This is a genomic window from Glutamicibacter sp. (assembly GCF_050701915.1).
Lineage (GTDB): Bacteria > Actinomycetota > Actinomycetes > Actinomycetales > Micrococcaceae > Glutamicibacter.
This window is the reverse complement of sequence record NZ_JBOGEG010000052.1, coordinates 1-19381: the sequence shown is the minus strand read 5'-3', so window position 1 is coordinate 19381 and position 19381 is coordinate 1. Positions and strand designations below refer to the sequence as shown.

At 66.0% G+C, this 19381-nt stretch carries 19 protein-coding genes; 6 read left to right on the top strand and 13 right to left on the bottom strand.

The window, feature by feature from the left end; all coding sequences use genetic code 11:
• Nucleotides 1-56: 56 nt before the first annotated feature.
• The 5 genes from speB to ACRDT3_RS18165 are packed head-to-tail and all read right to left on the bottom strand — an operon-like array spanning nucleotide 57 to nucleotide 5315.
• Complete coding sequence (speB, locus tag ACRDT3_RS18185) at nucleotides 57-1007, bottom strand: agmatinase (protein ID WP_400341630.1); 951 nt, start codon at nucleotides 1005-1007, stop codon at nucleotides 57-59.
• Between the two features lie 30 nt (nucleotides 1008-1037).
• Nucleotides 1038-2582 (bottom strand): aldehyde dehydrogenase family protein, encoded by a 1545-nt coding sequence (locus ACRDT3_RS18180; RefSeq protein WP_431494329.1) that lies wholly within the window; start codon nucleotides 2580-2582, stop codon nucleotides 1038-1040.
• A 34-nt stretch (nucleotides 2583-2616) separates the two neighbouring features.
• Nucleotides 2617-3630 (bottom strand): alcohol dehydrogenase catalytic domain-containing protein, encoded by a 1014-nt coding sequence (locus tag ACRDT3_RS18175; RefSeq protein WP_400341626.1) that lies wholly within the window; start codon nucleotides 3628-3630, stop codon nucleotides 2617-2619.
• A 13-nt stretch (nucleotides 3631-3643) separates the two neighbouring features.
• A complete protein-coding gene (locus tag ACRDT3_RS18170) occupies nucleotides 3644-5077 on the bottom strand; it encodes a purine-cytosine permease family protein (RefSeq protein WP_400341624.1) in 1434 nt (477 codons plus the stop codon).
• Between the two features lie 49 nt (nucleotides 5078-5126).
• Nucleotides 5127-5315 (bottom strand): hypothetical protein, encoded by a 189-nt coding sequence (locus ACRDT3_RS18165; protein WP_431494328.1) that lies wholly within the window; start codon nucleotides 5313-5315, stop codon nucleotides 5127-5129.
• 244 nt (nucleotides 5316-5559) lie between these two features.
• Between ACRDT3_RS18165 and ACRDT3_RS18160 the strand changes: the two genes are divergently transcribed.
• Entirely contained in the window at nucleotides 5560-7134 is a 1575-nt protein-coding gene (locus tag ACRDT3_RS18160) for a PucR family transcriptional regulator (RefSeq protein WP_431494327.1), read from the top strand.
• A 65-nt stretch (nucleotides 7135-7199) separates the two neighbouring features.
• On the opposite strand, the gene ACRDT3_RS18155 is transcribed toward ACRDT3_RS18160, so the two are convergent.
• Complete coding sequence (locus ACRDT3_RS18155; RefSeq protein ID WP_400341620.1) at nucleotides 7200-8075, bottom strand: aldehyde dehydrogenase family protein; 876 nt, start codon at nucleotides 8073-8075, stop codon at nucleotides 7200-7202.
• On the opposite strand from ACRDT3_RS18155, the gene ACRDT3_RS18150 reads away from it, so the two are divergent.
• The gene (locus tag ACRDT3_RS18150; RefSeq protein ID WP_431494326.1) at nucleotides 7974-8438 is read left to right on the top strand and encodes an acyl-CoA dehydrogenase family protein; all 465 of its coding nucleotides are present in this window, start codon (nucleotides 7974-7976) and stop codon (nucleotides 8436-8438) included. The two genes, ACRDT3_RS18155 and ACRDT3_RS18150, sit on opposite strands and share 102 nt — an antisense overlap.
• A 125-nt stretch (nucleotides 8439-8563) precedes the next feature.
• Nucleotides 8564-9787: an amidohydrolase family protein gene (locus tag ACRDT3_RS18145; RefSeq protein WP_431494325.1), complete on the top strand. Its 1224-nt coding sequence runs from the start codon at nucleotides 8564-8566 to the stop codon at nucleotides 9785-9787.
• A gap of 15 nt (nucleotides 9788-9802) precedes the next feature.
• Here ACRDT3_RS18145 and ACRDT3_RS18140 read toward each other — a convergent pair whose 3' ends face one another.
• On the bottom strand, nucleotides 9803-10294 hold the full coding sequence (locus tag ACRDT3_RS18140; RefSeq protein WP_431494324.1) for an Lrp/AsnC family transcriptional regulator: 492 nt from the start codon (nucleotides 10292-10294) through the stop codon (nucleotides 9803-9805).
• Between the two features lie 67 nt (nucleotides 10295-10361).
• Between ACRDT3_RS18140 and ACRDT3_RS18135 the strand changes: the two genes are divergently transcribed.
• Both ACRDT3_RS18135 and ACRDT3_RS18130 read left to right on the top strand, forming a co-directional pair.
• Nucleotides 10362-11000: a LysE family translocator gene (locus ACRDT3_RS18135; RefSeq protein ID WP_431494323.1), complete on the top strand. Its 639-nt coding sequence runs from the start codon at nucleotides 10362-10364 to the stop codon at nucleotides 10998-11000.
• A 64-nt stretch (nucleotides 11001-11064) separates the two neighbouring features.
• Nucleotides 11065-11997 carry a ketopantoate reductase family protein gene (locus tag ACRDT3_RS18130; protein WP_431494322.1) on the top strand — a complete coding sequence of 311 codons (933 nt, stop codon included), beginning with the start codon at nucleotides 11065-11067 and terminating at the stop codon, nucleotides 11995-11997.
• Between the two features lie 61 nt (nucleotides 11998-12058).
• On the opposite strand, the gene ACRDT3_RS18125 is transcribed toward ACRDT3_RS18130, so the two are convergent.
• Genes ACRDT3_RS18125 through ACRDT3_RS18110 form a run of 4 tightly spaced genes read right to left on the bottom strand, consistent with a single transcriptional unit; the run spans nucleotide 12059 to nucleotide 16715 of the window.
• The gene (locus tag ACRDT3_RS18125; RefSeq protein WP_431494321.1) at nucleotides 12059-12898 is read right to left on the bottom strand and encodes a class II fructose-bisphosphate aldolase; all 840 of its coding nucleotides are present in this window, start codon (nucleotides 12896-12898) and stop codon (nucleotides 12059-12061) included.
• 8 nt (nucleotides 12899-12906) lie between these two features.
• Nucleotides 12907-14286, bottom strand: coding sequence for a GntP family transporter (locus ACRDT3_RS18120; RefSeq protein WP_431494320.1), 1380 nt, complete (start codon nucleotides 14284-14286; stop codon nucleotides 12907-12909).
• A gap of 58 nt (nucleotides 14287-14344) precedes the next feature.
• Nucleotides 14345-15238, bottom strand: a complete 894-nt coding sequence (locus ACRDT3_RS18115; protein WP_431494319.1) for an NAD(P)-dependent oxidoreductase — start codon at nucleotides 15236-15238, stop codon at nucleotides 14345-14347.
• Between the two features lie 28 nt (nucleotides 15239-15266).
• Nucleotides 15267-16715 (bottom strand): four-carbon acid sugar kinase family protein, encoded by a 1449-nt coding sequence (locus tag ACRDT3_RS18110; protein ID WP_431494318.1) that lies wholly within the window; start codon nucleotides 16713-16715, stop codon nucleotides 15267-15269.
• A 168-nt stretch (nucleotides 16716-16883) separates the two neighbouring features.
• Between ACRDT3_RS18110 and ACRDT3_RS18105 the strand changes: the two genes are divergently transcribed.
• Nucleotides 16884-17585, top strand: coding sequence for a FadR/GntR family transcriptional regulator (locus tag ACRDT3_RS18105; RefSeq protein ID WP_431494317.1), 702 nt, complete (start codon nucleotides 16884-16886; stop codon nucleotides 17583-17585).
• A gap of 418 nt (nucleotides 17586-18003) precedes the next feature.
• Here the strand turns inward: ACRDT3_RS18105 and ACRDT3_RS18100 are convergent, their stop codons facing one another.
• On the bottom strand, nucleotides 18004-18921 hold the full coding sequence (locus ACRDT3_RS18100; protein WP_431494316.1) for an LLM class flavin-dependent oxidoreductase: 918 nt from the start codon (nucleotides 18919-18921) through the stop codon (nucleotides 18004-18006).
• On the bottom strand, nucleotides 18918-19381 hold a 464-nt coding region (locus tag ACRDT3_RS18095; RefSeq protein WP_431494315.1), incomplete at its 5' end, for an ROK family protein. The genes ACRDT3_RS18095 and ACRDT3_RS18100, both read right to left, overlap by 4 nt.

Sequence of the window (19381 nt, the reverse complement as noted above, 5' to 3'; positions counted from 1 at the left end):
CCGCCTGCTCACCGGATAGTTCGGTGAGCAGGCGGCTGCCAGCATATTGCTGCCCGTTACTTGTTCGCGGTCAGCAGCGACATCATCTCGAAGACCAACGTGGCTGCGGCCAGCGAGGTGATATCGGCATGGTCATAGGCAGGAGCCACTTCCACCACGTCGGCGCCGACGATGTTCAGCCCTCTCAGCCCGCGCAGGGTCTGCAGGATCTCACGCGAATGCAGGCCGCCCATCTCCGGGGTGCCGGTGCCCGGGGCGAAGGCAGGATCCAGCACGTCGATGTCGATGGACAGGTACACAGGGGTATCGCCGATGCGATCCTTGATGCGCTGCACGACCGCCGGGATGCCCAGGGTGTCGATGTCCGAGCACCGCAGGATCTGGAACCCGAATTCGTGATCCCGGATGAAGTCGTCCTTGTCGTAGACCGGGCCGCGGATCCCCACGTGCATGGAGCGGTCCTCGACCAGCAGCCCTTCCTCGAAGGCCCGGCGGAACATCGTGCCGTGCGTAACCTCCTCGCCGAAGTAGGTATCCCAGGTATCCAGGTGCGCGTCGAAGTGCAGCAGGGCCACCGGGCCATGCACCGCCGAGGTCGCACGGATCATCGGCAGGGCGATGGTATGGTCGCCGCCGATGGCGATGACTGTCTTGTCCTTGGCGACCAAGCGGGTCGCCTGCTCCTGGATCTGCTGCACGGCCAGCGCATTGTCGTACGGGGTGCAGGACAGGTCACCGGCATCCACGAACTGCGCGGTTTCCACCGCGGTGGTCTGCAGCTCGGGGTGGAATCCCGGGCGCAGCAGGCGCGAGGCCTCGCGTACATTGGACGGGCCGAAGCGGGCGCCGGGGCGGAACGAGGTGCCGCCGTCGAAGGGCACTCCGACGATGGCGACATCGTAGTCCGGCACTGAGCCGAGCTGCGGCAGCCGGGCGAAGGTTCCCAACCCCGCATAGCGCGGGACCTCGGTGGCGGCCACCGGGCCGACAGGGGCGAAATCAACCATGATGGTTCTCCTTTTAGTTCGTTGTGCAGCTCAGGGGAGGGTGATCCACACGGTTTTGGTTTCGGTGACGTCATCGAGCTGTTCGGCGCCCAGGTCGCGGCCGAAGCCGGACTTCTTGTAGCCGCCGAACGGCATGGCCGGGTCGATGGAGCTCTGCGCGTTGACGTAGACGGAGCCCGCCTTCAGCTGCTTGGACAGCTGGTGGACGCGGTTCAGCGACTGCGAGTAGATGGTCGCGGCCAGGCCGTATTCGCTGTCGTTGGCCAGGGCCAGCGCTTCCTCCTGGGTGGAGAAGCGCTGGGCCACCAGGACCGGGCCGAAGATCTCCTCGCGCACCACGGTCATCTGGTTGGTGCAGTCGCCAAAGATCGCCGGAGCCACGAAATTGGTTTCCCCGTCGTCGATCGGGCCGCCGCACAGCAGGTTGGCTCCTTCCTCGACGCCTGCCTTGATCATGGAGGTCACCGAACGGCACTGGGCCTGCGAGACCAGCGGACCGATGGTGGTTTCAGGATCCAGGCCCACGCCCAGCTTCCAGGACTTGGCGTTCTCCACGAGCTTGCCCATGAACTCGTCGTAGATCGAGTCCTGCACGTACAGGCGGGAGCCGGCGTCGCAGATCTGGCCGGCATTGAAGAAGATGCCGAAGGCGACTTCCTCGACGGCCTTGTCCAGATCGCAATCCTCGAAGACGAGCACCGCGGACTTGCCGCCCAGCTCCAGGGTCATGCGGGTCATGTTCTCCAGGGCCGCGTGGCCCACCGACATGCCGGTCCTGGTGGAACCGGTGAAGGTGACCTTGTCGATGCCCTTGTGGGCGGCCAGGGCGGCGCCCACGGTGGAGCCCTTGCCGGTGAGGATGTTGATCACGCCGGCGGGGATGCCCGCTTCCTTCGCCAGCTCGGCGAAGCGCAGGGTGGTCAGCGAGGTGACCTCTGGCGGCTTGACCACGGTGGTGCAACCCACGGCCAGCGCCGCACCGAGCTTCCAGGCCAGGGTCTGCAGCGGGAAGTTCCACGGCACGATCACGCCGATCACGCCCACGGGCTCCTTTCGGGTGTAGGCCACGTAGTTGCCCTCCAAACCTGCCGGCTCGCCGCTGCGTCCGGAGATCTTGGTGGCCCAGCCGGCGAAGTAGCGGAAGGTGTCCAGGGTGCCCTTGATGTCCATCTCTGCTTCGGACAGCGGCTTGCCCACGTCGATGGACTCCAGGGTTGCCAATTCCTGGAAGTTCTCTTCAATCAGGTCGGCCAGGCGGTGCAGCATGCGTTCGCGGGCCAGCGGGGTCTGGGTGGCCCATTGACCGGACTCGAAGGCGCGGCGGGCGGCGGCGACGGCTTCTTCCAGATCCTCGATGGTGGCGCTGGCCAGCGCGGAGACCTGCTGGCCGGTGGCCGGCTCGATCACCGGAACGGTGGAGCCGTCGGACGCCGGCTTCCAGTCGTTGTCGATGAACAACTCATGCTGGCGGGCCAGGAATTCCCGTACCCCGGCCGGGACGTTATAGGCCGCCAGGTAGGCCTGCGGGTTCTCGAAGGTCTTCACGACGGGTTGGGTATTTGTTGGCGAAGTCATGGTGTGCTCCATTGGGTTCGTGCTTGGGTGCGTTCTAGTAGTTGACGACCAGGCGGCCTTCGGCCTTGCCCTGGTCCAGTGCCTGGAAGGCGTCGTTGATGTCCGCGAAGGGGAGGGTCTTGATGGTGGACTTGATCTTGCCTTCCTTGGCCAGGGCGAGGACCCGGTCGCGTTCCAGGCGGGTGCCGTCGGCGCTGCCGATGATGGTGATGCCCAGGTCAATGATCTCCGCCGCGGCGAAGCTGAAAGGCTTGTTGGGCAGTGCCACCTGGATGAACCGGGCGGTGGGGGCGGCCAATTCGAACATGCTGCGGAAGACCTGCGGGGCCGGGGCGAAGCTCAGGCAGGCATCGGCCCCGCCCAGGGCCTGGATCGCTTCTACGGCACCGTCGCCCGGGGTGTAGGCCGCGTAGGCGCCCAGTTCCTTGGCGGTTTCCAGCTTGGCCGGATCCAGGTCGATGCCGATCACCTTGGCGCCGTACAGGGCCGCGCACTGGATGGCGTACTGGCCCAGGCCGCCCAGGCCGAAGACCACCACGACGGAGCCCGGCTCCAGCTGGGCCTTGCGGACCGCGCTGTAGGCGGTGACCCCGGCGCACAGCAGGGGTGCGGCTTCGGCGGAGGACAGCTCCTCGGGGATCAGCGATACCCAATCGGCCGGGGCGATCACGTATTCGGAAAAGCAGCCGTCCACGTGGACGCCGGTGGCCTTGGAGTTCTGGCAGTAGGTTTCCAGTCCGCGGCGGCATTCGCGGCAGGTGCCGCAGGCCTCGTAGACGAACCCGACGCCGACCCGGGTGCCCAAGGGCAGGTCGACGCCCTCGCCCTGGGCGGCGACGGTGCCCACGCCCTCATGGCCCAGGATCGCCGGCTTCTCGCGGGGAAGCTCGTCCTCGCCCTTCCAGAAGTGCACATCGGTATGGCAGACGCCGCAGCTCTCCATCTTCAGCAGCACTTCGCCCTTTCCAGGTGCGGGGATGGCTGCCTGGCGAAGCTCCAGCGGAGCGTCGTCCTCGGTGTAGTAGGCGGCAAGCATGGTATTGGTCATGGTGGTTCAGCTCCTATTTGGCGACTGGTGTTGTTGAACAGATGGGGGAGTAGCCGCCCAGCCCGCGGGGCAGGATGAACAGGCGGGAGGCCACCCAGTACAAGAGCCCGGCGGCGACGGCGGCCAGCAGCGAGGCGGTGGTGTAGCGGAAGTAGCCGGTGTGCTCGAAGGTCAGCGGGTTGAAGGTGAACGTGAACACCGCGCACCCGATAACCATGGCGGCCATGGAGGCGAGGTTGAACCCGCCGGTGAAGTAGTAGCGCGAGGCCCGGCCTTCCACGAACAGGTCGTGCAGCGCCACCCGGGTGCGGCGCAGGATGAAGTAGTCCACGATCATGATTCCGGTCAGCGCGCTGTAGAGCGCGGCGGTCCAGACCAGGAAGACCATGAAGCCGTCGTAGAGCCCGGGCAGCACGAACAGCACCACCGCGGGGACCAGGCAGAAGCCGAAGACCAGCCATTCCCAGCTCGCCTTCTTGAGCAGCGAGCCGAACATCTGCCGTAGTCCCACCACCGCCGTGTATAGGATGTTGGCCATGCTGGTGACATTGGCGAAGGCGACGAAGAGCAGCACGATGGCGCTGAGCCAGATGCCGCCGGCGTGGGACATCCACTGGGTGGGGTCCGCGCTGCCGAACTTGATGGCGCCGACCAGGCCCACCGCTTCGCCTAGCGAGGCGGCAGCCCCGATGCCGATCAGATTCGGCCAGAAGGCGACGCGTTCGGTCTTGGTGATGCGCGAGAGGTTGCCCAGATAGGGCCACCAGGAGAATCCCGCTGCGATGTTGATCTCCACGGCGATCATGAAGTTGACGGCGCTGGAGTCGAAGGGCTGGTCCAGTGCCGGCAGGGAGAGGATCTCCGCGACGCTGGAATCCCGCAGGAAGATGTAGACCATCAGGCCCATGACCAGGAACAGCGCCGGGGCGACGATGGTGTTGAAGACCTTGATGGATGTGGGGCCCTTGGCCACGATCACCGCAGTGATGGCGATCGCGACCAGGGTGATCAGGTAGATGTGCCAGCCGTTGGGCTCCGGGGCCCGGTCGGCCAGCACCGACACGGCCGAGTCGATGGACCGGCCGAACATGATGCCCAGCACCACGAGCCAGCCCACGGTCAGCAGGATCATGGCCACGACATAGATCAATCGGCTGCCGTTGTGGCCGAAGACGCTGCGCATGAAGGTGTACTGCTCGGTGCCGTACTTGCCGGCGCTGACGGAAACCGCCAGGCCGACGAGCAGCACGCCAAGCACGTTGCCCAGGACAATGGCCAGCAGGCCGTGCCTGACGTCGATCACCAGGGCCAGTGATCCGCCGATCAGGAAGCCCCAGGTGGCAATCGCCAGTGCGGCGTTGGCCCAGGTGTACTCCCAGAATCCCCAGAGGCGCTTGCTTGACGGCAGCGGCGCCCTGCCTCGTTCGGCTTCAGTGGTGTAGTCCATGTGAACTCGTTTTCAAGTGGGCCCGGGCGTGGAATTCCCGGACGGATGGCTATTGGACGACGAGGGTGATCACGAAGGTGGCTACCACCAGCAATCCGACAATGAGGTATTCGACGCGGCTCAACTGGCCTTTTCGGCGCTGCCCTTCGTGCGTGGCGAACTCTTCGCATACGGTGTCTCGCTCGGCAAGGAACTCCCGTTCGCCCGCCGTGGCATTGTGTGAACTTGCAACTTGCATGATGACCACTACTCTGTGATGTTTCGTTGTTCTCGCAGGGACCGTGGCTGCGGTGCAGCGGTCCGGCAGGTCGGCATCCCCGTCCGGCGCAGTCAGCGGCTGCGCCTTCCACGGCTTGGGTAAACCCGTGCATGACGTGATGTATTCCGTTGTTGTTGGTGTAGTTCAATGGTCTGCCTGTCGCGTGATGTGGACAACACCTGAACTGTAATTGCTTGCCAGAAAGCGGTGTTACACTCTGTAAATGCCACTGACGATTCGTCGACTCCTGCACAGCCCGATCCTGCATCGATCCCGTCCGCACATCCTCAGCGGAGGACCCCGGCTGGACGATCCCGTGCGGGGCATCCACATTGCCGAATCCGCAGATCTGGCAGGGCTCATCGAGGGCGGGGAACTGATCCTGTGCTCGGGCCTGGCCCTGACTGATTCCGTGGAGCACTCCAGCTCATTTCTCGCGGATTTGCGTCGATCCGGAGCCTGCGGGGTGGTCTTTTCCTTCCTATCCGATGACACGGTGGCCAAGTCGGCATTGCGCGCGGCGGCGGCCCCGATGGACTTCCCGGTCATCCTGCTGGACGATCGGGCGCGGTTCATCGAGATCATCGGGGCCTACAACGAGAGCTCGCGTTCTGCCTCGGCGGCCACCGGTCCTGTGGCGGTGGCCGAATTCCTTTCTTCCCCGGTGGCCGAACAGCTCTCGGCCGTCGATCTGCTGCTGACTGCGGCAGAATTGCTGAACACGCCGTTGGTCCTGGAGGACGAGCTGTCCGTGGTGCTCTTCCAGCGCGGGCTGGGCATCGAGCAGATGTACCAGTACTCCGAGCTCTCCCGGCGGGCCAGGGGCCCGGAAGCCGGAGGCTTCGAACTGGCCGGGGAGCAGTGGGTGCAGAATCCGGTCTTCGTCGATGGCCGGAGGGCGGGCCGCCTTCTCTGCCCGTTGCGGCGCGAGCCCGCGGGCTTCGCAGTGGTCCTGGACCAGCTCTCGCGCATCCTAGGAGGCAAGCTGGCAGGAAATCCCGAGCAGTTGCAACTACTGCGCCAGGAATTGCTGGCGGATGTCATCGGGGAAATGCGATCCAACCAGAACCTGACGGAAAAGGTCGCCGCGCTGCGCTTGCGACTGTTCGGCGTCGACGGCTATTCCGAGCTGGTCCCCGCGGTCCTGTGTATCCCTGAGGGCCCGGCCGGCGGCAGCGATCCTGCCTCGCTGGTCCGCAGGCTGCGAGGGGCCTTCAGCAAGCTGCCCGTGCCGGTGATCGTGCGCCGCGGCGCAGACCAGGAGTCCGATGCCATCGGCATGATGTTCTTCGTGCCGGGCAGCGGCCAGGCCGAGGCAGTGCTGCGCAAGGCCTACCAGCTGGTCGCGGCCGAATGCGGCCCGTCTCGGTGGAGCATGGGCGTTGCCGACAGCTGCGGCACCTTGAAACAGGCCTCGGTGGAGGGCCTCCAGGATGCCTATCGGGTGGCCCGCGGGGCACTCAGCACGGCGACGCGCCAGCCGCGGTACTATCGCGCGCATGATCTGGGATTCCGCTGGATCCTCCAGTCGCTGGTGGCCGCCCCGGAAGGAGCGGCCTTCGTGCAGGACCAGCTCGGGCAGCTGGCGCAGGAACCGGAACTGCTGGAATTCGTGGAGGCCTACCTGGAATCCACCGGGAACATTGCCGAGCTGTCGCGGATGATCCATTTGAGCAGGCCGAGCATCTATGCCCGCATCCGGCGGCTGCAGGAAGGCTTCGGGCTGGACATGGAAAATGCTGACACGCGCACGTCCCTGCACCTGGCCCTGACGCTGTACCGGCTGGCCGGAGCGTAGTTCCCGCTGGCTGGCAGCCAGCCCGGAGCGGCCGCCGCGATACCCGGCCGCTCCCTGCACCGGGCCTACGCCGGGGTGCGGATCAGTTTCTTGTTCGCGAACTCCATGATTCCCGCGGCCCCCAGCTCGCGGCCGAAGCCAGAGCGCTTGGTCCCGCCGAAGGGCAAGTCCGGCTGGCTGCCGGCCATGCCGTTGATGACCACCATGCCGGCTTCCAACTGATCGGCCACAGCATGTGCCTGATCGAGGTCCGTGCTGAAGACCGTGGCGCCCAGCCCGTAGGGACTGTCATTTGCCAGGTCAACTGCGTGATCGGTGTCCTGCGCGCGGAGCAGCACCGCGACCGGCCCAAAGATCTCCTCGTGGAATGCGCGCATCTGCGGTGTGACTCCGGTCAAGACCATGGGCTCCATGAAAGCATCCCCGGTGCGTTCGGTTGCCGAGCCCACCAGCAGCTGCGCACCCTGCGCCAACGCATCATCGACAATGTCAAGGATTTCCTCCTTTGCCGCCGCCGAATACAGCGGGCCGAGGAAGGTCTTCGGATCCATCGGGTCGCCGCAGGCAATGCCGGAGACCGCCTGGGCGAGGGAATCGGCGAATTCGTCATATGCCTCATCCAGCACGATTAATCGCTTGGATGAGATGCAGGCCTGGCCGGCGTTGGCGAAGCGGCCGGTGACCGCGGCCTTTACGCTCAACGGCAAGTTGCCGTTATCGAGCACCAGAAGCGGGTCCGAACCGCCCAGCTCCAGCACGACCTTCTTCAGGTGCTTGCCTGCCTGGGCCGCCACCGCGGCCCCGGCATTCTCCGAGCCGGTCAGCGAGACCCCCTGAACATGCCTGGAGGCGATCAGCGCGTCGATGTCCTTCGAGGATGCCAGCAGGTTGATATACGCATCCTCAGGAATGCCGGCCTCTATGCACTGCAGCGCGAGCAATTCGGCGCGCCGATCGCCAGCTATCAGCTGGTGCAGGAAAAGCTGGCCACTATGCTCTCGGACCTGACCAGCATGCAGCTGATGTGCACCAGGATGGCGCAGCTGCAGGAACGGGACGAGCTGACCGCACCGATGGCCTCGTTGATCAAGATGACCACCTCGCGCAAGGCGTTGGCCATGTGCCGCGAGGCGCGCGACATGATGGCCGGCAACGGAATGCTGCTGGAAAACCACGTGGCCCGCCACCTGACCGACATGGAAGTGGTGTCGACCTACGAAGGCACCGATTCCATGCAGGCCTTGATCGTGGGGCGCGATATCACCGGAATCTCGGCCTTCACTCGCAAGCAGTCTTCTCGCTAGGGCGGAATCTCAGCCGCAAGCGCGCTAATTCCAGACCTGCACGGCACTGCCTGGCCTCTTCGGAGGCCAGGCAGTGCTGTACTCTCGTACGAGAACTCGATACGCGGGCAAAGGATTGTTATTTCATGCTCATCCGCAATGCCCGCCCCTGGGGCGGTTCGCCCAGCGACATCCTGATTGAAAACGGCAAGATCGCGTCGATCACCGCCCACGACCCGCAGCGCGTCTTGGAGGACACCGATGTCGATGGCCGCGGGCGCATCCTGATCCCCTCCTTCTCCGACGTGCATGTGCACCTGGATTCCACGCGCATCGGCCTGCCCTTCCGCGAGCACACCGGTCGTCCCGGGGTATGGGGGATGATGAGCAACGACCGCGAGCACTGGCGGGATGCGGAGATCCCGCTGCCCGAGCGCGTGGCCGGAACCCTGGAACGGATGATCGCCCGCGGCACCACGCGGGTGCGCTCCTTCGCCCAGGTGGATGTGGATACCAAGCTGGAGAAGTACGAGGCCGTGGTGGCCGCGAAAGAGAAGTTCGCCGACGAGGCCGAGGTGCAGATCATGGTCTTCCCGCAGGCCGGGATCCTGCGCGAACCGGGCACCGAGAAGTATTTGGAGGATGCGCTGAAGGCCGGCGCCGATGCCATGGGTGGCATCGACCCCTGCGCACTGGATCGAGACCCGGTCCGCCACCTCGATACGGTCTTCGGCCTGGCCGATAAATACCAGGTGGATATCGACGTGCACCTGCACGAACCCGGCGCGCTCGCCGTCTTCTCGGCAGAGCTGATTGCCGAACGCACCCGGGCGCTGGGCATGGAAGGCAGGGTCAACCTGTCCCATGCCTACGAGCTGGGCAGCGTCAACGAGGCTACCAGCCGCCGGCTGATCGAAACCTTCGCCGAGCTGGACATCTCGATGACTTCCGTAGCGCCGAGCACCTCCACCCATCTGCCGCTGGTGCAGCTGGCCGAAGCCGGCGTGCGTTTCGGCCTGGGCGAGGACGGCCAGCGCGACTACTGGAGCCCCTACGGGAACTGCGACCTGCTGGACCGGACCTGGCAGCTGGCGTTCGTGAACGGGTTCCGCCAGGACGAGCTGATCGAGCACGCGCTGGCCGTGGCCACCATGGGCGGTGCCTCGATCATGGACCGCACGGTGCCGCGGTTGGCTTCGGTGGCCGACCGCCCTGGGGTGGCAGTAGGGGACCGGGCCGATCTGGTACTGGTGGATGGCGAGAGCATTTCCTCCACCGTGATGGACCGGGGCACCGATCGCACGGTCATCCACGACGGGCGGGTGGTGGCCGAGGGTTTGAAAGTGCTGTCGGTCGGGAATCCGTACTGAGCGGACGCGCTGCCGCTAGCGGTGGCGCAGCGATGCCACCCACGGTTCGCCGAAGATCAGCTGGGTGCGGCAGTGCGCCACCTGGGGCAATGCCAGCAGCTTGTCGATGATCAGGGTCTGGAGCTCGGTGCTGTTGGCCACCGCGACATGGACCAGATAGTCCTCGCTGCCGCTGACGTTGTACAGCGCCAGGGTTTCGGGCAAAGCCAGGGCCTTCTGCACGAAGTCGTTGGCAGTGTCGCGGGCGTGCGGACGAATCTGGATTCCCAAGAACGCCTGCTCGCCCTTGCCCAGCAGGCTAGGCAGCACATGGGCGCGGGTAGCCACGATGGTGCCATTGCGGCGCATGCGCCGAATCCGCTCCAGGCAGGTGCTGGGCGCGACCCCCACCTTGGTCGCGATCTCCTTGTTCGGCATGGTGGCATCCACCTGCAGTAATTCCAGTATTGCCCAATCTACCGAATCCAATTCGGGAGAATTGACTGATTTCATTTCTGAGCCACTCATGGACTGATTCTAGCGAATTCGACCCCTAGTCTGAATCTGGAATCGCAGTTGAGGCTGGAGGGATGGCATGGGGATCGAATCATGGGCGGCATTTGCCCTGGCGCTATTGGTGGCGTTGGCAGTGCCCGGCCCCGACCTGGCCCTGGTGGTGCAGGCGGCCACGCGCTCGGTCCAGCAAGGCGTGTCCACGGCGGCAGGAGTGGTCACCGGGCTGATGCTGCATGCGCTGCTGGCGGTGGCCGGGTTGACCGCGCTGCTGATTTCGGCGCCAGGGGCCATGGCCGCCGCCCAGATTCTGGGTGCCGTGGTGCTGCTGTGGATGGGGGCCAGCATGCTGCGCGCAGGATTGCCCCGGGCGGACAGCACCGTGCCGGCCCAGACCCCACAGGCCCGGAGCGGCTACGCCCGCGGGCTGCTCACCAATGCAACGAACCCCAAAGCACTGCTGTTCTTCGCTGCCATCCTGCCGCAGTTCATCGGGCAAGCCGAGGGCGCCTCAGTCCGGACTGCGCTGCTTTGCGCAACGGTGATCCTCGGGGCCGGTCTGTGGTGGGCCGGGGCCATCACGGTCATCCGGTTCTCCGGAGTGCATCGATCGCCATCCGCTGGCCGCATCGTGACCCTGGCCGGCGGGGTATCCTTGGTGGCAATTGCCCTCGGGCTGCTAGCTGCCGCGGTGCTGGGGCTGGCTGATCCGAACGCCTGATGGCACCGGTAAACCACGAAATCGACAGGGCGCTCATCGGCTGCCCGCTGGAAAGGGAGAGCAAATGACCCGCATTCTGATTGCCGGTGCCGGTGCGACCGGCGGCGCGCTGGGAGCACGCCTGCTGGCAGCCGGAAGGGACGTGACCTTTCTGGTGCGCGAACGCCGCCGGGCCCAGCTTGCCGACCATGGACTGCGCTTCAACGCTCCGGATGCGCAAGGCACCTGGCCGGTTCGAGCAGTCACCGCTCTTGCGGATGAAGAACCCTTCGACCTGGTGATCGTGGCGGTCAAGGCCCCGGCGCTGGCTTCGCTGATCCCGGAACTGGCCGGCGCGATGGGAACCCACACCCGCATCCTGCCGCTGCTCAACGGCATGGCCCATATCGACGCCCTGGAGCAAGCCTTCGGCGGGAGGGTGCTCGGCGGCATCGTGAAGATCGTAGCCACAGTGGATGAGCAGGAAGTCGTCCAGCAGCTGACCGGCCTGTGCCAGCTGGGTCTCGGCGGGCTGCACGGGCAGGAGGTCCCCGAGCCGATCATCGAGGCTCTTGATGTGGGCGGCATCGAGCTTGGAGTGCTCGACGATGTTCTCGCCCGGCTCTGGGAGAAGTGGGCATTCATCGCCGCGGCCGGGGTGATCACCTGCCTGTTCCGCGGGAATATCGGCGAGATCCTCGCCGCCGGGGGAGAGCCGAAGATCCTAGAAGCCATCGGCGAATGCGAACGGATCGCGTCCGCGGCCGGCTACCCCGTCAGCGAGGCAGGGCATGAGCAGTCCATCGGGCTGCTGACCGAACCGGGCAGCTCATTCACCTCCTCGCTCTACCGCGACCTGGGCCACGGCACTCCTGTCGAGGCCGAGCACATCATCGGGGATCTGGCCGCCCGGGCGCAGCAGCTGGGCGTCGCCGCCCCGCTGCTGGATGCCGCGCTGCTCCAGCTGCGCACCCACCAGCATTCGCTGGACCGTGCCGGCACCGCCGCCACCGGATAGACCGAAGGCCGCGGTGCCGGAACCGGAAAGTCCCTGTACCGCGGCCTTCGAAGGCAGCAAGCTATTTGGCGCGCAGCGCGGCGAACGTCGCCGAAGCGACCTCGGTGACCGCGCGCTCCCAGTCACCGAGCAGGCCCAGGATGTTCTGCCCATCGGCTCGACGGGCGTCCAGCTGCCCGGCCAGCGCGGCCAGGGTCCCGGTGCGCAGCTCGGTGTTCAAATTGACCTTGCCCACCCCGAAGGAAATGGAACGCGAGAGGTCCGCAGGCGCGATGCCCGAAGCACCGTGCAGCACCAGCGGCACTGTGGATTCGGCATGGATGGCTTCAAGCACATCCCAGTGGATCTTCGGTTCGCCCTTGTACCGGCCGTGGACATTGCCGATGGCGACGGCCAGCAGCTGCGCTCCGCTGTCCTGGACGAACCGGGCCACCTGCGCCGGATCGGTCAGCTGGGAGGCGCTCTGCTCGAAGGCCTTGTCCTCGTTGCCGGGCAGGGCTCCGAGCTCGGCTTCCAGCACCACCTCAGGGCCGATCAGCGAACGCACCTGCTGGACGAAGGCTATATTCTCCTCCAGCGTCCCGGCCGAGCCGTCGGCCAGCACCGCGGTGGCGCCGGCCAGCACGGCGCGGGCGATCAGCTGCGCGTCGCTGGCATGGTCCAGCTGGATAGCCACCGGCACGGCGGCCTGCTCGCCCAGGGTGCGCAGGGCCGAGATCAGCCGCAGGCCCGCGGTGGACCCGGCGGCCTTCGGCGCGACATTCAGGATGACCGCGCGGCCCTGGGCTTCGGCCTCGGCGACCACGGCCAGCGCGGTGGTGAAGTCGTAGCAGGTGAAGGCGGGGACGGCGTGCCCTGCGGCAATGGCCTGGGAGACCATCTGGTTCATGGGGGTGAGCATCGGGATTATTACACTCCTGCAGCGGTGATAATGGCGTAGGTGATGGCGGTGAGCGCGAAGCCGGCCACGCCCAGTACCGTGGTCAGCACGGTCCAGGTGCGCAGGCCCTCGGCCACGGACAGGCCCAGGAAGCGGGTGACAATCCAGAAACCCGAGTCGTTCACGTGGCTCAGTCCGAAGGCGCCGAAGCCCACAGCGGCCAGGATCAGCGCGGTCTGCACGGTGGAATAACCGCCGGCTTCCACAGCGGCGGCCAGCAAGCCGGTGGTGGTGATGATCGCGACCGTGGCAGAACCCTGCGAGGCGCGCAGGATGGCGGCCAGGATGAAGGCCATCACGATGATCGGCAGTCCGGCCGAGGACAGCGACTGGGCCAGCACGGTGCCGATGCCCGATTCGGTGAGCACCTTGCCGAACACCCCGCCGGCGCCGGTCACCAGGATCACGATGGCCGCCGGGGCCAGGGCCGAATCCATGACCTTGCCGGTCTGCTCGCTGGACCAGCCGCTGCGCACGCCCAGCAGGTAGTAGGCCACCAGCACGGTAACCAGCAGCGCGACAGCAGGGGATCCGACAAAGCCCAGGATATTCGCAGCGGTTGATTCCGCGGCCACCAGGGAGCCGCCCACGGTGCCGAGCATGATCATCACGATCGGCAGCAGGATCATGGAAATGACCATGGACGAGGTCGGGGCCTTGGTTTTGGCCAAGGTGGTACCGGTTCCGGAAGCGCCGAAGGATTCGAACTGCTCGGCGGTTTCGGGAAGCATCGGGATCTCGCGGCGGTTGATCCGCTTGGCCACGAAGTAGCTCAAGACGCCCAGCGGGGCGCAGAACGCCAGGCCCATGATGGTGGCCCAGCCGATGTCGGCGCCGAGGATCTCGGCGCCGCCGACGACACCCGGATGCGGCGGAACCACCACGTGGATGGCCAGCATGATCGCCCCGACCGGCAGGCCGATCTTCACCGGCGAGAGGCCCAGGGCCTTGGCGAAGCCGTAGATGATCGGCACCAGAACGATGAAGCCCACGTCGAAGAACACCGGAATGGCCAGCAGGAAGGCCGCGGTGGTCAGTGCGGCGATCACCCGGCGGGGGCCGAAGAGCGCGGTGAAGCGGGTGGAGAGCACCTGGGCTCCGCCGGAGATCTCGATGACCTTGCCGAGCATGGCGCCCAGGCCCACCAGCACGGCGACGCTGCCCAGCGTGCCGCCCATGCCCGCGGTGACCAGGCCGGCCACCTCCTGGATCGGGATGCCCGCGGCCAGGGCCACGAGCATGCTGACCAGCAGCAGGACGATGAAGGCGGGCATCTTGAACTTGATGACGCAGAGCAGCAGCAAGGCCACTCCGGCCACTGCAATCAGTAGCAGCATTAGCGGGCTCATGGGTTGTGTCGTCTCCTTTGACGCGGTGCGCGGGTGTTGAATCCGCGCGCTGATGACTTTACTGGGCGGCCTTCGGGGCCACGACCTTGATGACTGCCGAATCGTCGGCCGCGGCCAGCTCGTGGGCTTCACCCAGCAGGTAGAGCTGTTCGGCCGCCGAGGCCACCGGGGTGGACAGGTGCAGGGAGCGGGCCGCGGAGGTCACGATGCCCATGTCCTTGACGAAGATGTCCAGGCGCGAGAGCACTTCGGCGCCGTCCTCGGAGTAGGCTTCGAGCATGCGCGGGCCGCGGTTTCCTAGCATGAAGGAGTTCGCGGCGCCGGCCTGCAGCGCTTCCAGGGTGGTGGCCTGGTCCAGGCCGAGCTTGTCCGCCAGGGCCAGGGCCTCCGCAGCGGCGGCGATGTGCACGCCGCACAGCAGCTGGTTCACGGTCTTCAGCGCCTGGCCATCGCCGGGCTTGTCGCCCACGATGCTCAGGGTGGAAGCCAGCAGCTCAAGCACCGGGCGGACCTTCTCCAGCTGCGCCGGCTCGGCGCCGACCACGATCAGCAGGTCGCCTTCGCCGGCGCGCACCGGGCCTCCGGAAAGCGGCGCGTCCACCAGGCCCAGGCCCAGTTCGGCCAGGCGCTTGGCGGTGGCGGGCACTGCTTCCAGGCCAACGGTGGAGGTCAGGATGACCACCGCGCCGGTTTTCAGCTGCGCGGCCACGCCCTGCTCGCCGAAGAGCACGGCGTCCAGCTGCTCGCCGTTGCGCACTGCCAGCAGCAGCGCATCCGCGCCGGTGACCGCTTCGCGGGCGGAATCGAAGGTAATGATGCCCGACTGGTTGGCCAGCGCCATGCGTTCGGCCGAGATGTCGAATCCGTTGACCTCCAGCTTGGTGGCCAGGCGGGTTGCCATGGGCAGGCCCATGGCGCCCAGGCCGAGGGCTGCAACTTTGGTGGTGCTCATTGAAATCTCCAAGAAATTGTAAAGATGATTAGAAAGTGGCGCTCAGCTTGGCGGTGACGGCGGTCAGCGAGCTGTCGTCGCCCACGTTGCCGGCGAAGACGATGTAGGGGATGCCCGCGGCAGGTCCGTCCACCGATTCCCAGAGCGAGACGATGCCCGGGAGCATCGGCCCGCGCACGATGGCATGGCGGATTTCCAGGCCGTGGGCGGCGACATCCGAGGAGGTGATCCCGCCCTTGGCGATCACGAAGCGCGGGGGAGTAGCGTGCAGGATCTGGTTGACGACCGAAACCACCGCAGCGCTCACGGTGCGGGCGATCTCCAGGGACTGCGCCGCGTCGTCGGTTTTCACCAGCTTGCGCGAGGTGTGCACGATGACATCCTGGGTGGCCAGGGCGGCGCTGATCTGAGCGGCCTTGCCCTCGAGGTAGGCCTCGGACCCCTCGGCGAGGATTGCCGGGACGTCCAGCTCGATCACCGTGGCATTCGAGTGCCGGCTGGTCAGGTCGGCCAGCTGGCGGGTGGTCACGCCCACATGGGAGCCCACCACGATCAGCCCGCCGGCGGTGCGCTGCTCGGCGCCGTTGTCCGCGTAGATCTCCTTGGTGGTGAGCGGCTGGCGCTGCTGTTGCCCGATGCGGGCACGCACGAACGGCGGGCCCACGCGGCACAGGACACGGGTTCCGGCCGCTTCGGCCTGCTGCAGGCCCTCGGACAAGGCCAGCAGGTCGTTTTCCGTGACGATATCCGCGGTGGCCACCTGCGCATTGGCGGCCTGGGACAGGCGGCCGGCGATGGAGGATGCGCCGGAGCGGATGGTGTCCAAGTCCAGGACCATCACGTCCTTGGCCGCGATGCGCCCGGCGGTCTTCTCGGCGACGTAGTCCGGAAGGTAGCTGGTGCTGAATCCGAAGGTGGCGTCTTTGGCGAATTCTGTCTCGCTGACCTTGGTGACCTGGCCATCGGCGGTGCGCATGTAGTGCTCGCCGGCCACGGTGATCCGCCCGGCTTCGCCGAAAGCGGGAACCATCAGCACCGCATCCACCGAAGAAGCCGGATCCACTGCCGCCGCGGTGGCGGCCAAGGTGTCGGTTTCCAGCGGGAAATGCCCGCGCAGGGTGGAGTCGCTGCGGCTGACAAAGGACACCGAGAGGCCGGATTCAGCTGCTGCCTGCAAGGCGGCCCGGGCCACCTGCTCATTGCGCTGCGCGGCGTCGGCGGCGTCCAGGGAGCGGGTGTTGGTCAGCACGTAGACGGCCAGCGGGCGTTCGCCATCCAGCTGCAGGGCGAAGGCCCAGCGGAAGTCCTCGACTTCCCAGCTGGTGAGCACCGGCAGGTTGCTGACCGACTGGGTTCCGGTCGGGTCGTCATCCAGGACCACCAGCACGCTGCCGGTGGAGCGCGCGGCTTCGGCGATTTTCCCGGGCGCGATCTCGCGCTCCGGGAGGTATCCGGCGAGCAACTCGGACTCAAGCATGGTCAAGGACTCCTTTGTCATTGGGCAACGTATCCGCATCATAGGTAAGATGTCAGACATCTGTCATGAGGATTAGTTTTACACGGATCGTGGTCTGCCGCAACTGCCTGCGGGACATAGACTGGACAGGTCTTTGGCGGGATGAATTGTCCCGGGGATGGAGGAAGCGTGGCCCGGAAGTCATTGGTTGTAGAGGTCGCCGACAGCGTCTTGGACCGCATAGTCAGCGGTGAACTGTCGGTTGACGAGTTGATTCCTGGCGAGCTGGAACTCTGCGAGACCCTGGAAGTCAGCCGGATGACGGTGCGCGAAGCGATCAAGACGCTCGCGGCGCAGAACATCATCCGCGTCGAACGAGGCCGCGGGACCTATGTGAATCCGATCAACATGTGGAACTCGCTGGAGGCGGTAGTGCGCGCCACGACCGCTGGCGTGGGGGCGGCCGCGGCCGCCGTGCAGCTGATCGAGTTGCGCCGCATGCTGGAGACCGGCGCCTGCGAGCTGGCCGCCTCGCGGATTACCGAGGAGCAGTTGGCAGCAATGGGCGAACTGCTCGAAGCCATGCGCGCCGCACACGCGGCCGCGGATTTGGACGGCTTTGTCGAAGCAGACCTGGAGTTCCATGACGTGATCCTGCGGGCCTCGGGAAATGTTTTCGTTTCGGCGCTCTACGAGCCGCTGGGCCGGGTGCTCTCCTCCCGGAGGCGCGAGACCAGCGCCTTCGCGCAGATCCAGCAGCATGCCATCGCCGAGCACGAGCAGATCCTCGTTGCGCTTCAGCGGCACGACAGCTCCCAAGCCCGACAGGCCATGGACAACCACATGCAGCAAACGCTGGATGATTTGAACACCTTCGTGCTCAATCGATAGCAACACAGCCAGTTGCCGTTTGGCGTCGTGGAACAGGTAATAGAATTTATGGCCGAACGCGAGGGGCAGATGGAGCTGTCCGTTCCGGAGTGAAGCGGCGAGGCAGAAGCGCTGGCGGCACTTGACGATGTCCGGGCCACCGAGCCGGCCTATTCGCAGAGTCCGCTGTTCAGGGCCCTGGACGAAGCAGGGATATCCGTTGCACCCTGGCGGGAACGCGGCATCCCGGGATGCACGGCAATAACGAGCGGATCTACGTCGAGGCGCTGCACCAGGGCAGCGACTTCATGTACAAGGTCTTCGCCCGCTTCCGCAGCTGATTCCAGAAAGTGCGTTGTGCCCGATGCCCAGCAACTGGGGCCCAATGGCCTAGGGCCACGCCGCACCACCGGGCTGAGGAGGCGTGGAAAAGCCGAACTCAGGCGTTGAAGCTCTCGGCGAGCAGACGATAGGTATCCAACCGGTCTGCAGGGTCGCAGACCAACGTATTGAGCATCAGCTCATCGGCGCCGTGTTCCTCGGCCAAGGTCAGCAGCTGGTCGCGGACCTTGTCCGGGGTGCCCACGATCAGCGCCTGGCTGCGCTCCTTGGCACGGGCGCGTTCCTGCGTGCTCCATGGGTGGCTCGCCGCAGTTGCCGTCGAGGGGATCGGTCCATCGTGACCGAGGTCCTTGCGCACGCGCCAGAGCAATAGCGCGTTGGCCAAGGCCTGCGCCTTCTCTTCGGTTTCCGCGGTGGCAAAGCGAACGGCCAGCACGGTGTGGGCGGCATGCCCGGCGTTGGCCGCGGCCTCGCGATAGGCGCGAGTGGCAGGCTCGCCACCGGTTGGGCGCAGGAAATGGCCATGGACATAGCCGGCACCGAGCGTTCCGGGCAAGGGCGCGGTGGATCCGCCGGCGCCCAGTACCCAGACGCGGCCTGCCGGTTCGGTATCCGAGGGCTCGTGGACCGCATCCAAATCATGGACCAAGGCGGCAATTTTCTGCGCATAGTGCGGGTCCGAGAGCGCAGCGCGGCCCACGCCGATGTCCACCCGGTCCGGGTGCACGGCGGCCAGCAGGCCCATGGCTTCGGTGACCTTCTGCGCCTGGTAGTACGGCAGCAAGATGGCACCGGTGCCCACGCGAATGGTTTTGGTGCGCTCCAGGGCCAGCGCAGTCATCATTTCAGGGGCGGCGCTGGCGAAGGATTTCGAGTGGTGGTGCTCGGCAAACCAGATGCGGTGGTAGCCCAGCGCATCCGCATCCTGCGCTAATTGCAGGCCGCTGGACAAGGCCTGGGCCACGGTGGGAGCATGCTCGGTGAGCGGGACCTGGTCAAGAATGGATAGCCTCATGCAGGCAGGCCTGCTTTGCGATTCTCCGGGGCAAGCTGCATGATCATGTCCTTCAACGGCGAGGGATCCGTGGGCGAGTTTACCCGCTTGCGCCGTGGGTGCATGAAAGCGGCCGCATTGTGTCCCGCGACGCGGAAGCCACGCTGCACCTGCCCGGACATGACCACTCCGGCACCAATGCCCGGGCCCAAGTAGACCAGCAGCATTTCATCGACACCACGGCCCACCCCGGTACGCTGTTCGGCCAATGCCGACCAATTGACGTCATTGTCGATGATGGCAGGGCCAGCGGTGAGGGAGTTCAGGACCCCCAGCAAGTCTCCGTGGCCTTCGGGGAAAGGGGCTCCGGGCAAAACGACGGGACGAAGTGTCCGCGGATCAACCGGGTTGCCTTGCGAAGCCGCAGCGGCCAAGCTTTGGGCGCCAAAATGGGCAGGCGGCCCGGCAGGAATTCCTGCCG